Source organism: Streptomyces sp. NPDC048484, from assembly GCF_040651415.1.
Classification (GTDB): Bacteria; Actinomycetota; Actinomycetes; order Streptomycetales; family Streptomycetaceae; genus Streptomyces.
The window spans coordinates 68,893-90,587 of the sequence record NZ_JBEZJY010000029.1; the positions used below are offsets into that span (position 1 = coordinate 68,893).

Here is a 21,695-nt window from a genome sequence, read left to right on the forward strand (position 1 = left end):
ACGCCCACGGGTGGAGTCCGTCACACCGCGCCGGGGGCCGGTATCTTTCCGCTCGTCTGCGTGCCGTCGGCACGGCTCACCGTGCACACCGCCTTGGTGAATCCGTTGTTCCAGTCGTTCTTGTCGGCCACCCAGCCGTAGACGACACGCTCCGGGTCGGACGCCCACGTCGACTCGAACTTGTTGCTGCAGAGCTTGTTCGCGTTGGCGGCGCCCTTCTTGTAGTCCATTTTCGCCGGGGCCGGGACGACACCTATCACCTGGTCGGTGTGCAGGTTGGCGCAGTCGGTCAGCGGGGCCTCATAGGTGTCCTCCAGCTCCTTGAGGACCCAGCAGTCGCCGATGCTCATCTGACCGACCCACAGCTTCGTCCCGTCGTCCCGGAAACGCCCCACTTCGCCACCGATGGCGGCATGCCGTCCCAGTACGAGGCATGCCGTACCGCCGTCGGCCGCTTCGAACCCCCGCTTCGTCGGCAGCACGGCGTACAGGTCCGCGTCCGGCAGCGCCCCGGCAATGTCCTCGCCCTGCCGCTCGCAGCGCCTGGAGCCCGCGTCGCGGGCGTCGGCGTAGTCGGCTGCCGTGTCCACCGCCACCACCTGGCCGTCCGGCCAGTCGTCCGCGCAGTTCACGACGCCGAGGTTCGGCACCGACTTGAAGGCCGCTCCCGACCAGACCGCCCTCACACAGTCCCCGGCTTGCAACGGCTTCTTGAGTCCGACCTGTTGCCCGTACGGAAGAGCCGGCCCCGTCTGCTCGTCCGAGGGCCCTTTGTCGTCCGCCGAGGACGGCTTCGTCCCGCCGGCCTTCGGCTCCTTCTTGTCGTCACCGCCGAGCGTGACGACCGCCCACGCGCCGCCGATCACCAGCACCAGTGCCACGACGATCGCGACGACCGCTCCGGCAGGCAGCTTGCGACGCCGCTCGCCGCCGCCTCGGCCGCCCTGGTCACCACCGGCCCCGCCGCTGCTGACCGTCGCCGGACCGCTGCCGTAGGGCGGGGCCCCGTTGCCGGCGTACGGCGTGGACGGGCTCCCGTAGGGCGAGGCGGCGGAACCGGCGCTCCCGTAGGGCTGGGAGGACTGGGCGGACTGGGGAGAGCCGCTGCCCGCGTACGCCGAGGGAGACCCGCCCGCATAGGGATTCCAGGGCTCGTACGGCCCCCGCGACCCGGGCCCCTGCCAGGAGCCCTGCGCCGCGCCCGGCGGGCTCTGCGCAGAAGAAGTGCCCGGAGTGTGCGGTGTCTGCGGAGGCGTCTGCGGAGTGCTGTGGCTCTGGGGCGTGTTCGGTGCGGGCGCGCCCTGAGGCGTGTGCGAGGCCGGGAACTGCGGCGGACTTCCTGCCGCGGGCGCCGACCCGGGCGTCTCCGCCCCCTGCCACGAACCGGGCGGCCCGGAGCCGGGCGCGAAACCGGGCGTCTGCGGCCTGCCCCACGGATCGCCCTGCCCCGCCCCGGGCGCCGACCCCGGCGTGCCCGCGCCGGGCTGCCCCGCCCCAGGAACGGGCCCGAACGCGGGTCCGGGGGCGGCTCCCTGGGCGGATCCCGGGGTCGGTGTCGACCACGGCGGCCCGTCCCCGGGAGCCGCCGCCCCGCCGCCCGGCAGCATCCCGGGCGGTGGCCCGAAGACCCCGCCCCGCGGGGTCTGCACCACCCGCTCCAGGCCCCGCGCCACCGCCTCCGGCGAGAACCTGCGCACCGGGTCCTTCACCAGCAAGCCGTGCAGCACCGGCGCCAGTTCACCTGCCCGCTCCGGCGGGGTGGGCTCCTCGCTGAGCAGGGCCGTGAACGTCGCGAACTCCCCGTGCCGGTCGAACGGGCCGCGCCCCTCGACCGTCGCGTACAGCGTGGCGCCGAGGGAGAACATGTCGGCGGCCGGTGTGGGCGGCTCGCCGCGGGCCCGCTCCGGTGCGAGGTAGCCGGGCGTGCCGAGGATGCCGGCCGTGGCGGTGAGCCGGGGCTCGCGGGACTCGGGCTGCAGCGCGATCCCGTAGTCGGTGAGCAGCACGCGCGCGTACGGATCGCCCGAGGCGTCCGGGGCCAGCAGGATGTTGGCGGGTTTCACATCGCGGTGGAGGATCCCGATCCGGTGTCCGGCGGTGAGCGCGCCGAGCACCCCGAGCCCGATCCGGGCCGTCTGTTCGGGTGTCAGCGGCCCCGACCGCCGGACGACCGTCTGGAGATCGACCGCGTCCGGCACGAACTCCATGACGATCCAGGGCAGCCCCTCGTACATCAACACGTCGTGCACGGTCGCCACATGGGGATGGCCACGCAGCCGCGCCGCGTTCCGTGCCTCGCTGCGGGCCCGGGCGATGCGTTCCTGAGATTTCGGGTCCGTGCGATCAGGAGAGCCCCCGCTCTCGGACTCCGCCGATTCCATCGGCAGATCCGGCAGATTGATCTCCTTCATGGAGACCTCGCAGGCCAACTCCTCGTCGTACGCCAGCCAGACGCGACCCATACCGCCCGCGCCCAGTGTGCGCAGCAGCCGGTACCGCCCGCTGATCAGCCTGCCTTCACCCCGGCCCGGTGTGTCCCCCGACATACAGCCTCCCCCGAGACAGCGCGCCTCCCCCGAGGACGCGTCAGTTCTGTCTCTCGAAGGTAGCTTCGCACGTGCCACTGACAGGAGACCTTTTGCGGACCAATCCTGCCAGAACCGGCACATCCGACTCATGGGAACAGATACGCATCATCCGTAGCCTCCGGGCCGACTCGCCGGGGCCGCCCCCGGGGCGTCACTGTGCGGGTTCGATGAATCCCTGCTCGACCAGCAGCCGGATCTGGGCCGGCGTCCGGTCGCGCAGCAGCACCGGATCCTCGCCGACCAGTTGGGCGATGGCGTCCAGAATGCGCCCCGCACTCAGTGTGCCGTCGCAGACGCCCGCGAAGCCCGCAGCGACCGTGTCCACCTTCGTGGCCCGCCGCATCCCGCGGTGCTGGCGCAGCACGACGTGCTCCGGATCCTCGGCACCGGGCAGTCCGACCTGCTCCTGCACGATCTCACCGGCGAGCGCGAAGTGCCCCGTGAGCAGCGCCGCGTCATCGTGCGTACGCAGATAGTCCACCCTCTCGAAGTGCGCGCGCACGGTGTCGCCGAGCGGCTGCTCGACGGGGTGCGGCCACTCCTCCAGGACGATCGAGGGCTGCTCCGCCCCCGACCTGCGCAGGGTGATCCAGCCGAAGCCGACGGCCTTCACCTTCCGCGCCTCGAACTCGTTCAGCCAGGCGTCGTACCGCGCCTGGTACTCCACCGGGTCGCCGTGGTGGTCGCCCGCGTCGCGCAGCCACAGTTCGGCGTACTGCGTGACGTCCTGGACCTCGCGCTGCACGATCCACGCGTCGCAACCGCGCGGCACCCAGGAGCGCAGCCGGTCCTGCCAGTCCTCGCCCTCCACGTGCTGCCAGTTGGCCAGGAACTGCGCGTATCCCCCCTCGTTCAGGCGGTCACCCGCCTGCGACACGAGCGTGCGGCACAGATCGTCCCCGCCCATTCCGCCGTCCCGGTAGGTGAGCCGAGCACCGGGGGAGATCACGAAGGGCGGGTTCGAGACGATCAGATCGAACGTCTCGTCGGCCACCGGCTCGAAGAGGGAGCCCTCCCGCAGATCGGCCGCCGGAGCCCCGGACAGGGCGAGCGTGAGCGCGGTGGTGTGCAGCGCACGGGGGTTGAGGTCGGTCGCGCTCACGCGCGTGGCGTGCTGTGCGGCGTGCAGCGCCTGGATCCCGGAGCCGGTGCCGAGATCGAGCGCTGCGGCGACGGGGGCCCGCACGGTGATGCCCGCGAGTGTGGTGGACGCGCCGCCCACACCGAGTACGACACCTTCGTCACGGCTGCCGATACCGCCGGCCCCGCCCACGGCGCAGCCCAGGTCCGAGACGATGAACCAGTCCTCGCCGCCCGGTCCGCCGTACGGCCGTACGTCGACCGCCGCCACGACCTCGTCCCCGCCGACGCGGGTCAGCCAGCCGCCCTCCAGGCAGTCCTCCACCGGCAGGACGTCCGCCACGCGCGCGTGCGGCACGGGCTGCTGCAGCAGGAACAGCCGTACGAGCGCTTCCAGCGGGGAGTCGCCCCGGGTGGCCCGGAGCGCGGGCACGGTCTCACTGCGGGCCAGCGCCGCGTACGCGGGGGCGCCGAGCAGGTCGAGCAGCCCGTCGGCGCTGAAGGACGCGCTCAGTAGGGCGTCCCGCAGCCGTGCGGTGACGTCGGTGCGGTCGGACGAGGGCAGCGGTGCCAGGGTGGTGTTACTCACCCGCCCATTGTGACGCGCGACGGGCGACGGGCGAGTGCACCACTGCCGCCAGTTCTACCGCTGCTGCCGCTTACTGTTACCGCCGCCCGCCGCTGCCGCTTGCCGTTACCGCCGCTGCCGCTGCCGCAAGCGATCCTGCCGAGCGCAGAGCGCCGGACGCCGGGCGCCGGGTTCGAGAGCCGTACGCCGAACGCGATCGCGCCCGCCGGGCCGTCGTGGACAGCCGGGCGGGCGCAAGCCGCAGCCCGGCGCCGGACTACGACGCCGGGCTTCAGACGCGGGCTCTCAGCTCTTCGTCGCCGAAGCCGAAGCCGACGCGCTCTTGCAGCTCTGCTGCTTGGCCATCGCCTTGCCCACTTCGCCTTCCTCCAGCTTCGCGAGGGCGTCGTTGCCGCTCTGGCTCAGCTTGTCCAGCTGGGTGGCGATCCCCTTCAGACCGTCGGCGAACTTCGCCTGGTCCTTCGTGTCGAGGTCGTCGACCTGCTTCTTGAGGTCGCCGTACGACGAGGAGATGGTGTCGAGCTCCTTGACCGCGTCCGTCTGCTTCTTCTCGCCGCCCTCCACGTCCGGCGCCCCGGCCTTTTTCACAGCACTGCCGATCGCCTTGTAGGCGTCGGACATGTCCTGGAAGGCCTGGGCGTCGGTCTTCTGGACGTCCGCCGGAGTGCTGTTGTCCGAGGTCTGCTTCTGGATGGCGGTGTTGGCGGCCGAGATCTTCTTCGCCTGCGGCTGCACGGCCTCGCAGACCTGCTCGGCCCATGAGTTCAGCTTGTCGCCGCTGTCGTCGTCACCGCTACATCCCGACAGCGCCAGTACCAGTACCGCACCGCTGGACAGTGCGGCCGCGAGCTTCTTGTTCACCGGATTGGTCCCTTCCATGGCTCTCGGCCCCGGAACATACACGCCAAGTGGGCGACACCACCGTGACGAACATCCGTTTGGACCGTTATTGCAGCCATTTGCACCAAGCGAGATAAGGCTCACGAACAGGGCGTACACACCGGCGGGCGGGCGGACGGCGCGTCAACGCGCGCCGTCCGCCCGCCCGTTGAGCGGATCCTGATCAGGCAATTGCCCAGGGGCTACGAAACCACCGCCGGATCCACCGACTTGGCCACCCGCCCGGAGTTGCCTTCGTCACCCACGGCGATACCGCGCCGCTTGGACACGTACACCGCGCCCACGATGACGGTGAGCGAGAGCACCGCGATGAGGACCCTCATGCCCACGCTCTTGTCCTCGCCGTAGCTGAATTTGACTACTGCCGGCGCGATGAGCAGCGCCACCAGGTTCATCACCTTCAGGAGAGGGTTGATGGCGGGTCCTGCGGTGTCCTTGAACGGGTCGCCGATCGTGTCGCCGATCACCGTCGCGGCGTGGGCCTCGCTGCCCTTGCCGCCGTGGTGGCCGTCCTCGACGAGTTTCTTGGCGTTGTCCCACGCACCTCCGGAGTTGGCGAGGAATACCGCCATCAGCGTGCCGGTGCCGATGGCACCCGCGAGGAACGATCCGAGCGCGCCGACCCCGAGCGTGAACCCGACCGCGATCGGCGTGAGTACGGCGAGCAGACCCGGCGTGGTCAACTCGCGCAGCGCGTCCTTGGTACAGATGTCGACGACGCGCCCGTACTCGGGCTTCTCCGTGTAGTCCATGATCCCGGGGTGCTCGCGGAACTGCCGCCGCACCTCGTAGACCACGGCACCGGCGGACCGCGACACCGCGTTGATCGCCAGCCCCGAGAAGAGGAAGACGACCGCCGCGCCCGCGATGAGCCCGACCAGGTTGTTGGGCTGTGAGATGTCCATCATCAGGTTCATCGGAGCGCTCGGGCCCGAGACCTTCTGCCCCACGTCGTTCGCGGCCGTGAGGATGGCGTCGCGGTACGAGCCGAAGAGCGCCGCCGCCGCGAGTACCGCGGTGGCGATGGCGATGCCCTTGGTGATGGCCTTGGTGGTGTTGCCCACGGCGTCCAGGTCGGTGAGCACCTGCGCGCCCGCGCCCTCGACGTCGCCGGACATCTCAGCGATGCCCTGCGCGTTGTCGGAGACCGGTCCGAAGGTGTCCATGGCGACGATGACGCCGACCGTGGTGAGCAGACCGGTTCCGGCAAGGGCTACCGCGAACAGGGCCAGCATGATCGACGTACCGCCGAGCAGGAAGGCTCCGTAGACGCCGAGGCCGATCAACAGGGCGGTGTAGACGGCCGATTCGAGACCGAGTGAGATACCGGCGAGGACGACGGTGGCCGGGCCGGTGAGCGAGGTCTTGCCGATGTCCCGCACGGGGCGGCGGGTTGTCTCGGTGAAATAGCCGGTCAGCTGCTGGATCAGCGCTGCCAGCACGATGCCGATGGCAACGGCGAGGACCGCGAGGATCCGCGGGTCGCCCGACTTGCCGAGGATGGCCTCGTCCGTGACGCCGTCCAGGTCCGCGTACGACGACGGCAGATAGACGAAGACAGCCACGGCCACCAGCACCAGTGAGAACACCGCGGAGATGAAGAAGCCACGGTTGATGGCGCTCATCCCGCTGCGGTCCGCACGGCGCGGAGCGACCGCGAAGATGCCGATCATCGCGGTGAGTACGCCGATCGCGGGCACGATGAGCGGGAAGGCGAGCCCGGAGTCGCCGAACGCCGCCTTGCCGAGGATCAGCGCGGCGACGAGCGTGACGGCGTACGACTCGAACAGGTCGGCGGCCATGCCGGCACAGTCGCCGACGTTGTCGCCCACATTGTCGGCGATGGTCGCGGCGTTGCGCGGATCATCCTCCGGAATGCCCTGCTCGACCTTGCCGACCAGGTCGGCGCCGACGTCGGCCGCCTTGGTGAAGATGCCGCCGCCGACACGCATGAACATGGCGATCAGCGCGGCGCCGAGACCGAAGCCCTCCAGGACCTTCGGCGCGTCGGCCGCGTACACGAGCACCACACAGGAGGCGCCGAGCAGACCGAGCCCCACCGTGAACATGCCGACGACGCCGCCCGTGCGGAAAGCGATCTTCATGGCTTTGTGCGAGACGGCGGTGAGATCCTTTTCCGGCTCACCCTCCGCCGGGGTCGCTTCCCGTGCCGCGGCGGCCACACGCACATTGCTGCGTACGGCGAGCCACATGCCGATATATCCGGTGGTCGCCGAGAACGCCGCGCCGATCAAGAAGAAGACCGATCGGCCGGCGCGCTGATTCCAGTCGTCCGCGGGCAGGAGCATGAGCAGGAAGAACACCACGACGGCGAATACCCCGAGGGTGCGCATCTGCCGCCCCAGATAGGCATTTGCGCCCTCCTGGATCGCGACAGCGATCTCCTTCATGCTGTCGGTGCCCTCGTCCGCCGCGAGCACCTGGCGGACCAGGACACCGGCGACGGCAAGCGCCGCAAGGGCGACAACCGCGATGACCATCACGATGAGACGGTTGTCGTCTGTCAGTACTGCGGCTGCGAGGGTAGTGGGCTGGTCAAACTGATGAGGGGTAGAAAGCCCCGCCATTGGTCCTCCTTGACGCTTGGACCGAGCTCAAGATGTGGACGGATTGTAGGTACCGGAGCCTGATCGAAACAGTGCGCGGTAAGCGGAATTGGCCTTCACATGCTCTTCAGCGAATGATCCACGCGTCAGCACGGGACCCGAAAGCGGTAATGCCTCAAAGGCGTTGACGCCAGGTCCATTGCCGTGCGGCGCGGTGTAAAGCTGATCGTATTGTTGATCGCAACCCCGATCGTGAATTCATTCACGAAATGCGTATGGCTTGATCCGGAGCGGTTGAGGAGCCGCCGGGGCGGTCACCGAGCGCTGACCGGGCGGCCCGAGGTCCGTCCCGCCGAGCGGTCAGAGGGACGGTCCCGAGGGCGGCCGTCGAGTGGCTGGCAGGGGAAGTCCGGGAGGGCAGCTGCCGACACCTCTGAGGGTGGCTCAGGAAGGGCCCGGGGAGAGCCTCTCAGGGAAAGCGAAGGCCTCCCGGAGATATGGGTGCCGGAGAGGGTTCCTGGGCGACAGCGGAGCCGTGTGGCGGCAGGACGGTGAGGCCAGGCGGCGGCCAGGCGGGGCCGGAGGCTGGGGCTGGGGCCGGAGGCCGGTGAGGGGCGTAGCCAGGGCCGGATGGCGGCGCTGCAGGAGGCCGGGGCGGCGGCCCGTGCGAGGCGGTGCGGTGCGAGGCAGTGCGGTGCGAGGCAGTTCGGGGCCGGACATGCCAAAGGGCCCTGGTGAGCAGGGCCCTTTCGCAAAGGTTCAGGCAGTGCCTGGGGGTGGATCAGGTAACGAGCGTGGCCGGCGGCGTGGTGGGCCAGCTCATCCTGATCAGTCCGCCGTTCTCACCGGCGGTCACTTCCACATCGTCGACGAGGCCGCTGATGACCGCGAGGCCCATTTCGTCCTCCTCGGTCTCGGCGTCCACACCGTCGGCTCCGCCATGGGCACCCGGCGGCTTTTCACCGGGAACCGTGTGCGGCGCCTCATCACCGACCTCGATGGAGAACTGCTTCTCCTCCTCGATCAGCGAGACCCGCACCGGAGCCGAGATTCCGGCACTCTGGTGCAGGCCGACGGCCCGGGTGCAGGCTTCGCCGACGGCGAGCCTGACCTCGTCGAGGACGGCCTCGTCCACTCCGGCCCTGCGCGCCACCGCTGCCGCCACCAGTCGGGCGGTCCTGACGTGCTCGGGCAGCGCGCTGAAGCGGAGTTCAACGGTGGCCATGCATCCCCCTCGGAACTACGGGCGTGCGGTCGGGGGGTCGGGTCGCCGAGACCTGACCCCCCTCCATTGACTTCTGCCTCCCGGGCTCGGCCGGGAACCGGCTGTCGGCGACTGACCGGCCAGTCAGGGACGGGCCGGACGACGGCCGCTCAGTCGGTGGCCGCCACCGCTTCCTCGACCGAGGTGTGGATCGGGAACACCTTGGTGAGGCCGGTGATGCGGAAGATCTTCAGAATGCGCTCCTGGTTGCAGACCAGCCGGAGCGAGCCCTCATGGGCACGCACCCGCTTCAGGCCACCCACCAGCACGCCGAGACCGGTGGAGTCGAGGAAGTCCACGCCCTCCATGTCGACGACAAGATGGAAACTGCCGTCGTTCACCAGCTCGACCAGCTGTTCGCGCAACTTGGGCGCGGTATATACATCGATTTCGCCACCGACCTCGACGACCGTACGATCGCCGACGGTACGGGTCGACAGGGACAGGTCCACGGATCCTCCAGCACCTTGCTATCGAGCGGTCATCCCAAGGGACACCTCGGCGGAGCCCCCGGGACGGTTCGCCAGCCGCGATGGCATTCAATCACTTACCGGCAGGCGTGCACGACGCCTTGGGTCCATTGTCCGTCACGCCAGTGACACACTCGATGCCGATGGCCAATAATCTCCGACCCGATCGCACCTCGACGGACACCACATCCCGCCCCTCGCCGGGCGAGATCCTGGACCGGCTCGCCTCGGGGCCGAGCCGGGCTTCGCGCATCACTCATACGGAGCACTTGCCCCCGCGTGAGGGTCGCCATGCCGTGTGGCCCGACCGGATCCGCTCGGAGGTCATCGCGGCGGTGCAGACCGCCGGCATCGAACACCCCTGGGCCCACCAGGCTCTCGCGGCCGAGCACGCCCTGGACGGCGCATCGGTGATCGTCTCCACGGGCACGGCCTCCGGCAAGTCCCTGGCGTACCTCGTCCCGGTCCTGTCGACACTCCTCGACGGTTCCGAAGCGCCGAACGGCCGCGGTGCGACCGCCCTCTACCTCGCTCCGACCAAGGCTCTCGCCGCAGATCAGCGCCGATCCGTGAAGAAACTTTCACAACCTCTGGGCCATGCCGTACGTTCCGCGGTCTACGACGGGGACACGCCCGTCGAGGAACGCGAGTGGGTGCGCCAGTACGCCAACTACGTCCTCACCAACCCCGACATGCTGCACCGCGGGATACTGCCCTCCCACGCCCGGTGGGCCTCCTTCCTGCGCGCCCTGCGCTACGTCGTCGTCGACGAATGCCACACCTACCGGGGCGTCTTCGGGTCGCATGTCGCCCAGGTCCTCCGTCGGCTGCGCCGCCTGTGCGCCCGCTACGGCTCTTCCCCCGTCTTCCTCATGGCCTCGGCGACCGCCGCCGAGCCCTCGGTCGCCGCTTCCCGCCTCACCGGCCTGAGCGTGGTGGAGGTCGCCGACGACGCCTCACCGCGTGGGGAACTGGTGTTCGCGCTTTGGGAACCGCCCCTCACCGACCTGCACGGCGAGAAGGGCGCCCCGGTCCGCCGATCCGCCACCGCCGAGACCGCGGACCTCCTCACCGACCTGACCGTGCAGGGTGTCCGCTCGGTCGCCTTCGTACGGTCCCGCCGCGGGGCCGAGTTGATCGCAGTGATCGCCCAGGAACGCCTCGCCGAGGTCGACCGCTCCCTGCCCCGGCGCGTGGCCGCCTACCGCGGCGGATACCTCCCCGAGGAACGCCGCGCCCTCGAACGCGCCCTCCACTCCGGGGAACTCCTCGGCCTCGCCGCCACCACCGCTCTGGAACTCGGCATCGACGTCTCCGGGCTGGACGCCGTCCTCATCGCCGGCTACCCGGGCACCCGGGCGTCCCTGTGGCAGCAGGCAGGCCGCGCGGGCCGGGCCGGGCAGGGGGCGCTCGCGGTGCTGGTCGCCCGCGACGACCCGCTGGACACCTTCCTCGTCCATCACCCCGAGGCCCTGTTCGACCAGCCGGTGGAGTCCACCGTCCTCGACCCGGACAACCCGTACGTCCTCGCGCCCCACTTGTGCGCCGCCGCAGCCGAACTTCCCCTCACGGAGGAGGACTTCGCCCTCTTCGGTCCGGCCACCGCCGAGCTGATGCCGCAGCTGGAGGCCGCGAAGCTACTGCGCCGCCGCACGAAGGCGTGGCACTGGACGCGCCGGGAGCGGGCCGCCGACCTGACCGACATCCGCGGCGGAGGCGGGAACCCGGTGCAGATCGTGGAGGCCGGTTCCGGAAGGCTGCTGGGCACGGTCGACGCCTCGGCCGCTCACACCACCGTCCACGAAGGCGCGATCCACCTCCACCAGGGTCGTACGTACCTGGTCAACGAGCTGCACCTGGACGATTCGGTCGCCCTGGTCGAGGAGGCCAACCCGCCCTATTCGACGGTCGCCCGCGACACCACTGCCATCTCCGTCCTGGAGACGGACGTCGAGATCCCCTGGGGCGACGGCCGGTTGTGCTACGGCTCCGTCGAAGTCACCAATCAGGTCGTCTCCTTCCTGCGTCGTCGTCTGATCACCGGTGAGGTGCTCGGTGAGACGAAACTCGATCTGCCTCCCCGCACGCTCCGTACGCGCGCCGTTTGGTGGACGGTCACGGAGGACCAGCTCGACGCCGCTCGCGTGAACCCCGAGATCCTCGGCGGCGCCCTGCACGCCGCCGAGCACGCGTCGATCGGCATGCTGCCGCTCTTCGCCACCTGCGACCGCTGGGACATCGGCGGCGTCTCCGTCCCGCTGCACCCGGACACCCTGCTGCCCACCGTCTTCGTGTACGACGGCCAGCCCGGCGGCGCGGGCTTCGCGGAGCGTGCTTTCCACACCGCTCGCGAGTGGCTCACCGCCACCCGTCAGGCCATCGCCTCCTGCGAGTGCGACGCCGGCTGCCCGTCCTGTATCCAGTCCCCCAAGTGCGGCAACGGCAACGACCCGCTGCACAAGCGCGGAGCTGTACGGCTGCTGACGGTGCTCCTACAGGGTGCCCCGGGGGCATCGGGGGCGCCGGAATCGCCCGAGGCACCCGAGGCACCCGTATCACCGGAGGCGCCCGCCACCGACTTGGAGGTCGCCGTCGGCCAGGAGAACGGCGTGATCGGCGTGATCGGCGGGGAGACGGGCATTACCGGCGAGTCCGCAGAAACCACCTAGGGTCCGGCCGTGGGCGTGGACAGGATCTCGCCTGCTTCCACTCGACCCACCCGACCCACTGGCCCCGAGGAACCGGTCGGCGCCGCCGGTCCCCCGTGGAAGGCCGGGACCACCTGGCCGGCCGGGCCGGCCCGTGACCGCACCTCGGCGGTCAACGGCCCGCGCCCCGCCGCGACCGTGACATCCGAGATGTCGCCGCTGACCGCACACCGCACGACCCTGGTGCCCTGGGCCCGTGCCACCCGGTCCGCCCGGGCGCACGCCTCCGTCCCGCCGTCCATCCAGTGGTCGGCCGCCGCGAGGGCCGCCAAGTCGGCCGCGCCACCCGCGCGATGCCGGACCACCACCGCCTGCCCCATCGCGAGCACGGCACCGAAGACGACGCACAGCACCGCGAGCGCACCCACGGTCCAGACGGTCGCCGACCCCCGGTCCGACGCCAACCCCCGGCCCGACGCAGACCCCGGCACGCGTGGCCTCGTACGCGGCCCGGGGCCGCCCCTTCCCACTGCCCTCGAAGTTCCCACCACCCGCAGGGCTCGTACCACCCTCACTGTTCTCGTCGCCCTCACTGTTCTCATCGGCCGCCTCGTCGTTCTCACCGGGCAGCCCCCACCGTCTCCTCGGCCAGGGCGGTGGCCTCCTGTGTCAGGTCGAGGGCGAGCGCGTCCGGTCCCGGTGTGTCGGCCTCGACCCGGACGTACACCAGGTCGCCCTCGCGACGGACGGAGACCCGGGCGCCGCTCGGTGCCGACTGTCGGGCGGTCTCCATCACCGTGTCCGGTGATTCCTGCCTGGCCGCCGCGCGGGCGCCCGCCCGGGCCGCGTCCACGCACTGGATCAGCGCGGCGGCGGCCAGCAACGCCCAGACCAGCGCCATCGTGAACGCGACCAGCACCGGCAGCACCACGGCCGCCTCCGCCGTCACGAAGCCGCGGTCTCCTGTCTCCGCGGGCGGGGCAGGGCCCGGGGCCCTGCCGGGAACAGCCGCCCCGGTCATCGCAGCCGCCGCTGCCGCCGTCGCCCCCGTCATCGCTCCCGTCATCGCCCCGCCTCAGAATCGCCCATGGAGCGCCCGGCCCACGATGTCCTGCAGAGCACCGCGTACCTGCCCGCTGGTCAGCACCTCGTAGAGCAGCGCGGCGAACCCCACCGCCGCGATCAGTCCCATCGCGTACTCGGAGGTGACCATCCCGGCATCCCTCCGGACCACTCGCGCCCAACCCACGCAGGCCTTGCCCACCTTGACCCACGCCCGCACTCGCACCCGCACTGCCTTACCCATCCGAACCCCCGTACGACTCTGTTCCGCTGACCTTGCTCATCCGTCGTCCAGCCTGTTCAGCCTGTTCGGCCGCTTTCGCTTGTTCAGCCCGTCATCCGTCGCCCCCGCCCAGCACGCCGCTCGCGAGCCCGAGCACCACCGGCAGGACCCCGAGCGCGATGAACGCGGGCAGAAAGCACAGCCCGACAGGCGCGGTGATCAGAACGCCCGCCCGTCGCGCACGAGCCGTGGCAGCACGCTCCCGTTCCGCTCGGGCCTCGGAGGCGAGACGCGCGACCGGTACCGCCGCGGGTACGCCCGACTCGCCGGCCCGCTCCAGCAACCGGGCCAGTGCTCCGGCCCCCGGCAACGCGGCCAGTCCTCGCCACGCCTCTGCCGGTTCGCCGCCGAGACGCACCTCGGCGGCTCCCCGCGCCAGCCGCTCCCCCACCGGCCCGTCCAGGGCCTCCCCCACCGCCCGGGCTGCCAGGACCGGACTCGCCCCCGCAGCGATGCAGGCGGCCAGCAGATCCGCGGCAAGGGGCAGTTGGCGTGCGGCCCGTGCCGCGTCGAACTCCTCCACCGGCGCCGGTCTGCGCTGCCACCGCCACATCCCGAACGCCGCCACGAGCCCCACCACAACCCCGGTCACGCCACCGACGAACACCCAGCAGCCGCTCATGGCACCGATCACCGGTAGCCATCGCCGCACGGCATCACGCGCCTGCCGGCGCCGTCCGGAGGAGATCCGCTCCCCAGCCGGCCCGCGCTCGTCGGCCAGGAGTACCAGCAGCGCCGCCAACCGTCTGCGCACCCTCCGTTCCCGCTGCGCCGCGCCCATGGACCGGGCCAGCGCCCACCATCCCAGCGCCACACACACCGCCACCCCCAGCCTGTGGACAACCTCCGTGCTCATCCCGCCTCCGCTCCCCGTACGATCCGCAGCGCCCACCACAGGCCGACGCTCTCCAGAACCCCTCCGACCAGCAGACAGCCGAGGCCCGCCCCGGTGTGCAGCACGACGTGCAACGGGTCGGCGCCGAGCGCGGTACCCAGGACCAGTCCGAGCACCGGCAACCCCGCGAGCAGTACCGCCGTCGACCGCGCGCCCGCCAACTGGGCCCGCAGGTCGGCGCGTTGGTCCCGCTCGGCTCGCAGCGCCCCCTCCAGCCGGTCGAGCCCGGCCGCGAGTCCCGCGCCCCGGTCCACGGCGACGCGCCAGCACGCGGCGAGTCCCAGCAGTCCTTCGGCCCCGGGCCGCCGTGCCGCTTCGGTGAGCGCGGCCGGCACATCCCCGCCGAACCGGGCCGCCGCCAGGACCACCGTCCGCGCGCCGCCGAGCCCTCCTGAGTCCCGGGCGGCACCCAGCAGTGCCTCGCCCGGCTGCCGCCCTGCCCGGATCTCCCCCGCGAGCGCCCCGCACAGCGCGATCACCGCTGCGGCCCGCCGCTCGCCCGCTCTCCGCGCCGCTCCGGCACGCCGGGCTCGCCGTACCAGCGGAACCCCGAGTGCCCCCAGGACGACCGGCACCACGGACGCCCCCAGCAGCCCGCCCACCAACCCGGCGACCAGCGCCCACCACTCGCCCCGTGTCCTGTGCAGCCGCCGCAGCCGCTCCCCGATCCGTACCGCCCCCTTCCACGGCGGCGGCCCGATGCCCGCCGCCGCGCCACCCGCACACACCAGCCGCGCCCGCCGCGCCCCGGTCCCCGGCCCGCCCATCAGCCAGGCAGCCGCCCCCGCACACGCCATCGCCGTCCCCACCGACACCTCGCCGATCCCCGTCACAGCCCCTCCCTCCGTTCGCCCACACCACTCGCGCCATTCACACCGCCCACGTCGCTCACGCCCCCGAGCAGCTCTCGCAGCCGCGCCCACCCGGGCCCGTACGTGAAGGCCTCCGTGCCCCACCGCAGCGCGGGCACCGTCACGACCAGCCCTGCCGGATCCCGCTCCAGCACATGCACCTCGGCGATCCGCCGCCGCCCGGCCCGGTCCCGTACGAGATGGAGCACCACCGACAGCGCGGCCGCCACCTGGCTGTGCAGCGCCGCCCGGTCGAGCCCCGCGGCCGTGCCCAGCGCCTCCAGACGGGCCGGCACTCCCGACGCGGCGTTGGCGTGAACGGTCCCGCAGCCGCCCTCATGTCCCGTGTTCAGCGCGGCCAGCAAAGCGACCACTTCGGGGCCTCGCACCTCACCCACGACCAGTCGGTCCGGCCGCATGCGCAGTGCCTGGCGCACCAGGTCCTGGAGCGTGACGAGTCCGGCGCCCTCCTGGTTGGGAGGTCTGGATTCCAGCCGTACGACATGGGGATGGTCGGGGCGCAGCTCCGCCGAGTCCTCGGCGAGCACGATCCGCTCGCCCGGTCCGACGAGGCCGAGCAGAGCGCTCAGCAGTGTCGTCTTGCCGCTGCCCGTACCGCCGCTGATCAGGAACGAGAGCCTCGCGTCGAGCAGCGCCCGCAGCAGTCGGTCCCCGCCCGGCGGCACCGTCCCCGCGGCCACCAGTTCGTCGAGCGTGAACGCCTTCGGCCGAACCACCCGAAGCGACAGGCAGGTCGAGCCGACGGCGACCGGTGGCAGCACCGCGTGCAGCCGGGTGCCGTCGGGAAGCCTGGCGTCCACCCAGGGGTGTGCGTCGTCGAGCCGCCGCCCCGCCACGGCCGCGAGGCGTTGCGCAAGGCGTCGTACGGCCGCAGCGTCCGGAAAGGCCACAGCTGTCAGCTCCAGGCCACCACCGCGGTCCACCCACACCCTGTCGGGCGCCGAGACCAGCACGTCGGTCACCGAGGGATCGTCGAGCAGCGGCTCCAGCGGGCCGCTCCCGACCAGCTCCGACCGCAACCGCTCGGCCGCACCAAGGACTTCGGCGTCCCCGAGCACCCGCCCCTGCTCCCGCAGGGCCTGCGCCACGCGCGCGGGGGTCGGTTCGCCCCCGCTCTCGGCCAGCCACTGCCGGACCCCGGCCAACAGCCCCGTATCAGCGGGCGGACTTCCGCTCTGCGGCCTGCTCGCGAGGCCCGTGACCTTGTACCCGCCCGGCAGGACCGCGGGTGCGGGCACGGCGCCCCGCAGGCCCGTACCCCCGCCCGTACCCCCGCTCATACGCCCCCTCCGGCGACCGCGGCCCGCTCCCAGAAGGCCGAGCAGAAACGCGCGAGCGGCCCGCGGCCGTCTCCGCCGGGCGGAGCGCCCCGGTCCTGGGCCGCCGACAACCCTGCCTCCATGGGCACTTCGCCCATCAGGGGCAGTCCGAGAAGCCGGGCGACCTCCCGGTCGTCCAGGCCTGGTGCGTACGGCCCGCGCACCGCGACGCGCAGGTCCCTCAGGACCATGCCGATCACGGACGCCACCCGCCCGGCCGCCGCGACGGCACGCAGCTCGGCGGGGACCACGAGCAGCCCCAGGTCGACCTGGGCGAGGACCTGGGCGACCCCTTCGTCGACCCGGCGCGGCAGATCCACGACCACCACCCCGCCGCGCCGCCTGGCCGCGGCCAGGACGGCCCGGACGGCCTCGGGCGCGATGGTGACGGAGTCGCCGCGGTCCCAGCTGAGGACCCGCAGGGCGTGCAGTGCGGGCAGCGACTCCTCCAGGGCTCCGCCGCCGACCCGCCCGCGCGAGGCGGCGAAGGCCGGCCAGCGGAGCCCTTCGACGGCCTCTCCGCCGAGGAGTACGTCGAGTCCGCCGCCCAGTGGATCCGCGTCGACAAGGAGAGTGCGCCTGCCCTGGCGCGCCGAGGTGACCGCGAGCGCGCAGGCGAGCGTGGACGATCCGGCGCCCCCGCGACCGCCGATCACTCCGACGGTGAGGGCGGGCGGGCCGACTCCCTCGGCCACGTCGGCGATCCGGTCGACCAGCCATTGTTCGCCATCCGGCAGCACCAGCACATGGTCCGCGCCGATCTCCACAGCCCTTCGCCAGACCCCGGAATCGTCCTGATCCCGCCCAACCAACACCACTCCGCGTCTGCGTGCGGCACCGCGCACCCGTCGCGCCGCGTCGTCGCCGACGAGCACCAGGGGCGCTGTGTCCCAGCCGCCGCCACGCTCCGGCACCCCGTGGTGGACTTCCGGCCTGGCGCCGGCCGCGGCACACAGCCGCAGCAGGTCGTCCAGCAGATTCGCGTCCTCCGTGACGATCAACGGTCCGCCCTGCCGCCCTTCGGCGACCGGCTGCCGGTCATGTGTGATGGCTCCCGCCATGCTCTCCAGCCCCCTTCGCTGCTTCCCCGCGGAGCTCTTGCGGCCCCGCGATTCCCGCCCAGCGCAAGAACCGGCACCCGGCTCTCCATATGAACCGCCGATACGAACCGGCCATAGCCGCCGGACAATCGGAACCGGCCATGAACTTCCGCGAGCGGTACGCGCTGGAATCACGGTGCAGCGATCCTGGAAATCGTGTGGATCTTGGTCGATAACTGTGGACATCTCGGCGGTTGTGGATATCGCCTTCACCCGAACCAGTGACCGATGTACGAGTTCCCCGGAGCAGCGACAGAACAGCGGCCGGGCAGTCCCGGATCAGCGCTGGAGCAACCCTGGAGCAACGCAACGACTACGCAGAGTGACAGACCGTGTGCGGTTGCAGAAAAAAGCCGGGCCCCGCACAACGGGGCCCGGCGTTCTTCAAAAGGAGGGGAAAACCCCTCCGGACATGCGACGACCCCCGCCGGGGGGGAGAGCGGGGGTCGTCCCCACGGTTTGACTCGGGGGGGGAGGAGCCAAACCGGGTTAGCACGGTCGCGAACGATCCGTGACTTCCATGGTGTACCCGAGAGCACTCTCAGGCAAACCCACACGTCTCACAGTAGCCCGAATGGCGGGCGCATATGCTCAACCTCGTGGAAAACCACTCCTTGCCCCGTACAGCGGCCTTCTTTGACCTGGACAAGACGGTCATTGCGAAGTCGAGCACGCTCACCTTCAGCAAGTCGTTCTACCAAGGCGGCCTGATCAACCGCCGGGCGGTGTTGCGTACCGCATATGCCCAGTTCGTCTTCCTCGCGGGAGGCGCCGACCACGACCAGATGGAGCGGATGCGCGAGTATCTGTCCGCCCTGTGCCGAGGCTGGAACGTCCAGCAGGTGAAGGAGATCGTCGCCGAGACCCTGCACGACCTGATCGACCCGATCATCTACGACGAGGCCGCCTCCCTCATCGAGGAGCACCACATCGCCGGTCGCGACGTCGTGATCGTCTCCACGAGCGGAGCGGAGGTCGTCGAGCCGATCGGTGAGCTCCTGGGCGCGGACCGGGTGGTGGCGACCCGCATGATCGTGGGAGACGACGGTTGCTTCACGGGCGAGGTGGAGTACTACGCGTACGGCCCCACGAAGGCCGAGGCCGTCAAGGAGCTGGCCGCGTCCGAGGGGTACGACCTCGCACTCTGCTACGCGTACAGCGACTCGGCGACCGACATCCCGATGCTCGCGGCGGTCGGCCATCCGCACGCCGTGAACCCGGATCGCGCGCTGCGCCGCGAGGCTGTCGCGCGCGCCTGGCCCGTCCTCGACTTCCACCATCCGGTGCGGCTGAAGCAGCGGCTGTCCGCACCGCCCCGGCCGGCCATCGTCGCGGCGGCGGCGATCGGAGCGGCGGCGGCCACGGCGGGACTCGTCTGGTATGCGAGCCGACGCCGCGCGGCGGTGAGCTGAGCTGAGCTGAGCTGTCGGCGAGGTGCCACTCCTACCTCCTCGCTCCCGTCGGCCCCTCCTCGTTCGCTCTTTCGGGTCGAGCGACCGATTCGCCCCCTTTAGGGGCAAAAGTAAAGAAGTACGGCGAGGGGTTCCGCTTGCCCCGGTCCTGGAGTACAAAGGGATTAACGGCCCGCGAGACCAAGGACATCCGAAAGGATCACCTTCTAACGCAACCGAGGCCCCACGGACCGAGCATGAACACCGGGCACCCACGCGACGTCGACCCGTCGATTACGGGCCAGCCGCACCAGGCGACGGGCAACAGTTCCCGACCTGATGGGCAACACTCCGAGGACGCTTGGTAACCGGGTGAACATGCCAGCGGCGGTACGGACATCCGTACCGCCGCAACCCTGTTCAGGGCCGACCGCCCCATTCAGGTCAGGGCCGACAACCCTGTACCAGGGCCAGGGGACTTACGACCCTGTTCCAGGGTCAGGACTTACCACCTGTTCCAGGGCTTACGACCCCGCTCAGGGGCTTACGCGGCGCCTCGCTGCAGCGCCTCACACACGGCCGTCGACTCCCTGGCACCGAGTTCGGCCGCCCTGCCACAGTGGCCGATCCAGGCCGCCATCCCCTCCGGGGTCCCGGAGGCATAGCCGTCGAGCGCGGCGACATAGGCCGCACGGCCCAGCTCCGCGTGACCGACCTCCGGCGGGCAGACCGACTTGGGGTCGAGGCCGCTGCCGATGAGGACGATCCGTTCGGCCGCGCGCGCGACCAGGCCGTTGTGGGAGCCGAAGGGGCGAAGCGCGAGGAGTTCACCGTGCACCACGGCGGCGGTCACCAGGGCGGGCGCCGAGCTTCCCCCGATGACCAGCCGCGCCAGACCGTCGAGGCGGCCCTCGACCTCGGCCGCGTCCGGCAGCGGAAGCCCGATCAACGACGGTCCCGCGGCGCCTGCCGCCGGGGTCTCCGTGACGGCTTCCCCGTCACGCCGCGGACGTCCGACCGCGTCCCCGTTGTCGGCGGCGGCCACCAGATGCAGCCTCGCCAGTACCCGAAGGGGCGACTGCCGCCAGATGGAGAGGAGTTCGCCCGCCTCGGCGGTCAGCCTGAGGGCCGCGCCCACCACCCTGGCCTCGTCGTCCCCGCTGAAGTCGGTCCTGCGGCGCACTTCTTCGAGGGCCCAGTCGGCGCCGGACAGCGCCGCGGACCCGCGGGAGCCCCGCAGCGCGGCCTCCCCGGTGATCTCATTGCTGCGGCGCCGCATGATGCGGTGCCCGTAGACCCGGTCCACGGCCTTGCGTACGGACTCGACGGATTCCGCCACGCCGGGCAGCGAGCCCAGCGCCGCGAGGGGGTCCGCGTTCGCACCTGTCGTACTCATGAGTACGACCCTACGCACACCTGGCCCGCACTCCACGAACGAGTGGTCTTCTTCACGTGTGGCAGCCCTCGGGCACAGGCACGCCGCTACTCTTTATGAACATGAAAACTGCTTTCGTCGGGAAGGGCGGCAGTGGCAAGACCACCCTGTCCTCGCTCTTCGTCCGCCACCTCGCGACCACCGGATCCCCCGTCGTCGCGGTGGACGCCGACATCAACCAGCACCTCGGCCCGGCACTCGGCCTCACCGACAGGGAAGCGCAGCGGCTGCCCGCCATGGGCGACCACCTGGGCCTCATCAAGAACCATCTGCGCGGCTCCAACCCGCGCATCACCTCCACCGAGACGATGATCAAGACCACTCCGCCCGGTGAGGGCTCCCGTCTCCTGCGGGTGCGCGAGGGCAACCCGGTGTACGAAGCCTGTGCGCGACCGGTGGAACTCGACGGCGGCACCGTCCGTTTGATGGTCACCGGCCCGTTCACCGAGGCCGACCTGGGAGTGGCCTGCTACCACTCCAAGACCGGTGCAGTGGAGCTCTGCCTGAACCATCTCGTCGACGGCCAGGGCGAGTACGTCGTCGTCGACATGACGGCGGGCTCGGACTCCTTCGCGTCCGGCATGTTCACCCGTTTCGACATCACGTTCCTCGTCGCCGAGCCGACCAGGAAGGGGATCTCCGTCTACCACCAGTACAAGGAGTACGCGCGCGACTTCGGCGTCACCCTGAAGGTCGTGGGCAACAAGGTGCAGGGCCAGGACGACATCGACTTCCTCAGGAGCGAGGTCGGCGACGACCTGCTGCTGACGGTCGGCCACTCGGACTGGGTACGGGCCATGGAGAAAGGCCGCCCTCCCCGGTTCGAGGAGCTGGAGGACGACAACCGCCGTGCGCTGAACGCCCTCCAGGCGGCTGTCGACGCGACCTACGAGCAGCGAGACTGGGAGCGCTACACGCGGCAGATGGTCCACTTCCATCTGAAGAACGCGCAGTCGTGGGGCAATGAGCGGACGGGCGCCGACCTGGCCGCCCAGGTCGACCCCGCCTTCGTCCTGCGGGAGGCCGAGACCGCGACGGCGTGAGCCCACACGCCCCCGGCCACGACCGGCCGACCCCGGCGCTGGCCCTGGCCCTGGCCCTGGCCCTGGCCCTGGCCTAAGCCTGGCCCCGATGCCAATTTCGATCCCGATCCCGATCCCGCTGCCGCTGCCTCACATGTGCCGTCCGGACCCTGCGACTTGACCGCCCCGCCCAGGCACACCGCTGAGGCG

Annotated in this window: 17 protein-coding genes; 3 read left to right on the forward strand and 14 right to left on the reverse strand. The window is 71.2% G+C overall.

Annotated features, from left to right (window positions below):
- Positions 1 to 20: 20 nt before the first annotated feature.
- The 6 genes from AB0D14_RS27650 to bldG form a co-directional block, all read right to left on the reverse strand.
- Positions 21 to 2,546, reverse strand: a complete 2,526-nt coding sequence (locus AB0D14_RS27650) for a protein kinase (RefSeq protein ID WP_362784118.1) — start codon at positions 2,544 to 2,546, stop codon at positions 21 to 23.
- A gap of 193 nt (positions 2,547 to 2,739) precedes the next feature.
- A complete protein-coding gene (locus AB0D14_RS27655; protein ID WP_362784121.1) occupies positions 2,740 to 4,257 on the reverse strand; it encodes a methyltransferase in 1,518 nt (505 codons plus the stop codon).
- A 285-nt stretch (positions 4,258 to 4,542) separates the two neighbouring features.
- Entirely contained in the window at positions 4,543 to 5,136 is a 594-nt protein-coding gene (locus tag AB0D14_RS27660; RefSeq protein WP_362784124.1) for a small secreted protein, read from the reverse strand.
- Between the two features lie 203 nt (positions 5,137 to 5,339).
- A complete protein-coding gene (locus AB0D14_RS27665; RefSeq protein WP_362784127.1) occupies positions 5,340 to 7,745 on the reverse strand; it encodes a sodium-translocating pyrophosphatase in 2,406 nt (801 codons plus the stop codon).
- A 760-nt stretch (positions 7,746 to 8,505) separates the two neighbouring features.
- Positions 8,506 to 8,949, reverse strand: a complete 444-nt coding sequence (locus AB0D14_RS27670; protein ID WP_362784130.1) for an ATP-binding protein — start codon at positions 8,947 to 8,949, stop codon at positions 8,506 to 8,508.
- Between the two features lie 149 nt (positions 8,950 to 9,098).
- Complete coding sequence (gene bldG, locus AB0D14_RS27675) at positions 9,099 to 9,440, reverse strand: anti-sigma factor antagonist BldG (RefSeq protein ID WP_003975386.1); 342 nt, start codon at positions 9,438 to 9,440, stop codon at positions 9,099 to 9,101.
- A gap of 80 nt (positions 9,441 to 9,520) precedes the next feature.
- Here bldG and AB0D14_RS27680 point away from each other — a divergent pair, with 80 nt between their 5' ends.
- The gene (locus AB0D14_RS27680; RefSeq protein WP_362784133.1) at positions 9,521 to 12,127 is read left to right on the forward strand and encodes a DEAD/DEAH box helicase; all 2,607 of its coding nucleotides are present in this window, start codon (positions 9,521 to 9,523) and stop codon (positions 12,125 to 12,127) included.
- Here AB0D14_RS27680 and AB0D14_RS27685 read toward each other — a convergent pair.
- The 7 genes from AB0D14_RS27685 to ssd form a co-directional block, all read right to left on the reverse strand.
- Positions 12,124 to 12,597 (reverse strand): Rv3654c family TadE-like protein, encoded by a 474-nt coding sequence (locus AB0D14_RS27685; RefSeq protein ID WP_362784136.1) that lies wholly within the window; start codon positions 12,595 to 12,597, stop codon positions 12,124 to 12,126. The genes AB0D14_RS27680 and AB0D14_RS27685 overlap by 4 nt on opposite strands.
- Positions 12,598 to 12,725: 128 nt before the next feature.
- Complete coding sequence (locus AB0D14_RS27690; protein ID WP_362784232.1) at positions 12,726 to 13,127, reverse strand: TadE family type IV pilus minor pilin; 402 nt, start codon at positions 13,125 to 13,127, stop codon at positions 12,726 to 12,728.
- 54 nt (positions 13,128 to 13,181) lie between these two features.
- Complete coding sequence (locus tag AB0D14_RS27695; protein ID WP_362784139.1) at positions 13,182 to 13,412, reverse strand: DUF4244 domain-containing protein; 231 nt, start codon at positions 13,410 to 13,412, stop codon at positions 13,182 to 13,184.
- A 91-nt stretch (positions 13,413 to 13,503) separates the two neighbouring features.
- A complete protein-coding gene (locus tag AB0D14_RS27700; protein WP_362784142.1) occupies positions 13,504 to 14,307 on the reverse strand; it encodes a type II secretion system F family protein in 804 nt (267 codons plus the stop codon).
- A complete protein-coding gene (locus AB0D14_RS27705) occupies positions 14,304 to 15,143 on the reverse strand; it encodes a type II secretion system F family protein (RefSeq protein ID WP_362784235.1) in 840 nt (279 codons plus the stop codon). The genes AB0D14_RS27700 and AB0D14_RS27705 overlap by 4 nt, the downstream gene beginning before the upstream one ends.
- Before the next feature lie 32 nt (positions 15,144 to 15,175).
- The gene (locus tag AB0D14_RS27710) at positions 15,176 to 16,498 is read right to left on the reverse strand and encodes a TadA family conjugal transfer-associated ATPase (protein WP_362784145.1); all 1,323 of its coding nucleotides are present in this window, start codon (positions 16,496 to 16,498) and stop codon (positions 15,176 to 15,178) included.
- The gene (ssd, locus tag AB0D14_RS27715; protein ID WP_362784148.1) at positions 16,495 to 17,598 is read right to left on the reverse strand and encodes a septum site-determining protein Ssd; all 1,104 of its coding nucleotides are present in this window, start codon (positions 17,596 to 17,598) and stop codon (positions 16,495 to 16,497) included. Before ssd ends, AB0D14_RS27710 begins: the two co-directional genes overlap by 4 nt.
- Positions 17,599 to 18,224: 626 nt before the next feature.
- On the opposite strand from ssd, the gene AB0D14_RS27720 reads away from it, so the two are divergent.
- Complete coding sequence (locus AB0D14_RS27720; protein ID WP_362784151.1) at positions 18,225 to 19,049, forward strand: HAD-IB family hydrolase; 825 nt, start codon at positions 18,225 to 18,227, stop codon at positions 19,047 to 19,049.
- 523 nt (positions 19,050 to 19,572) lie between these two features.
- On the opposite strand, the gene AB0D14_RS27725 is transcribed toward AB0D14_RS27720, so the two are convergent.
- Positions 19,573 to 20,424, reverse strand: a complete 852-nt coding sequence (locus AB0D14_RS27725; protein ID WP_362784153.1) for an oxidoreductase — start codon at positions 20,422 to 20,424, stop codon at positions 19,573 to 19,575.
- Between the two features lie 101 nt (positions 20,425 to 20,525).
- Here AB0D14_RS27725 and AB0D14_RS27730 point away from each other — a divergent pair, with 101 nt between their 5' ends.
- A complete protein-coding gene (locus AB0D14_RS27730; protein WP_362784156.1) occupies positions 20,526 to 21,506 on the forward strand; it encodes an ATP-binding protein in 981 nt (326 codons plus the stop codon).
- Positions 21,507 to 21,695: the final 189 nt, after the last annotated feature.

What these genes read in the sequence shown, in the direction of transcription:
- AB0D14_RS27650 (WP_362784118.1), bottom strand. Translation starts at nt 2,546, where the DNA reads ATGTCGGGGGACACACCGGGCCGGGGTGAAGGCAGGCTGATCAGCGGG.
- AB0D14_RS27660 (WP_362784124.1), bottom strand. Translation starts at nt 5,136, where the DNA reads ATGGAAGGGACCAATCCGGTGAACAAGAAGCTCGCGGCCGCACTGTCC.
- AB0D14_RS27665 (WP_362784127.1), bottom strand. Translation starts at nt 7,745, where the DNA reads ATGGCGGGGCTTTCTACCCCTCATCAGTTTGACCAGCCCACTACCCTC.
- AB0D14_RS27670 (WP_362784130.1), bottom strand. Translation starts at nt 8,949, where the DNA reads ATGGCCACCGTTGAACTCCGCTTCAGCGCGCTGCCCGAGCACGTCAGG.
- AB0D14_RS27680 (WP_362784133.1), top strand. Translation starts at nt 9,521, where the DNA reads ATGGCATTCAATCACTTACCGGCAGGCGTGCACGACGCCTTGGGTCCA.
- AB0D14_RS27690 (WP_362784232.1), bottom strand. Translation starts at nt 13,127, where the DNA reads ATGACCGGGGCGGCTGTTCCCGGCAGGGCCCCGGGCCCTGCCCCGCCC.
- AB0D14_RS27695 (WP_362784139.1), bottom strand. Translation starts at nt 13,412, where the DNA reads ATGGGTAAGGCAGTGCGGGTGCGAGTGCGGGCGTGGGTCAAGGTGGGC.
- AB0D14_RS27700 (WP_362784142.1), bottom strand. Translation starts at nt 14,307, where the DNA reads ATGAGCACGGAGGTTGTCCACAGGCTGGGGGTGGCGGTGTGTGTGGCG.
- AB0D14_RS27705 (WP_362784235.1), bottom strand. Translation starts at nt 15,143, where the DNA reads ATGGCGTGTGCGGGGGCGGCTGCCTGGCTGATGGGCGGGCCGGGGACC.
- AB0D14_RS27710 (WP_362784145.1), bottom strand. Translation starts at nt 16,498, where the DNA reads ATGAGCGGGGGTACGGGCGGGGGTACGGGCCTGCGGGGCGCCGTGCCC.
- ssd (WP_362784148.1), bottom strand. Translation starts at nt 17,598, where the DNA reads ATGGCGGGAGCCATCACACATGACCGGCAGCCGGTCGCCGAAGGGCGG.
- AB0D14_RS27720 (WP_362784151.1), top strand. Translation starts at nt 18,225, where the DNA reads ATGCTCAACCTCGTGGAAAACCACTCCTTGCCCCGTACAGCGGCCTTC.
- AB0D14_RS27725 (WP_362784153.1), bottom strand. Translation starts at nt 20,424, where the DNA reads ATGAGTACGACAGGTGCGAACGCGGACCCCCTCGCGGCGCTGGGCTCG.
- AB0D14_RS27730 (WP_362784156.1), top strand. Translation starts at nt 20,526, where the DNA reads ATGAAAACTGCTTTCGTCGGGAAGGGCGGCAGTGGCAAGACCACCCTG.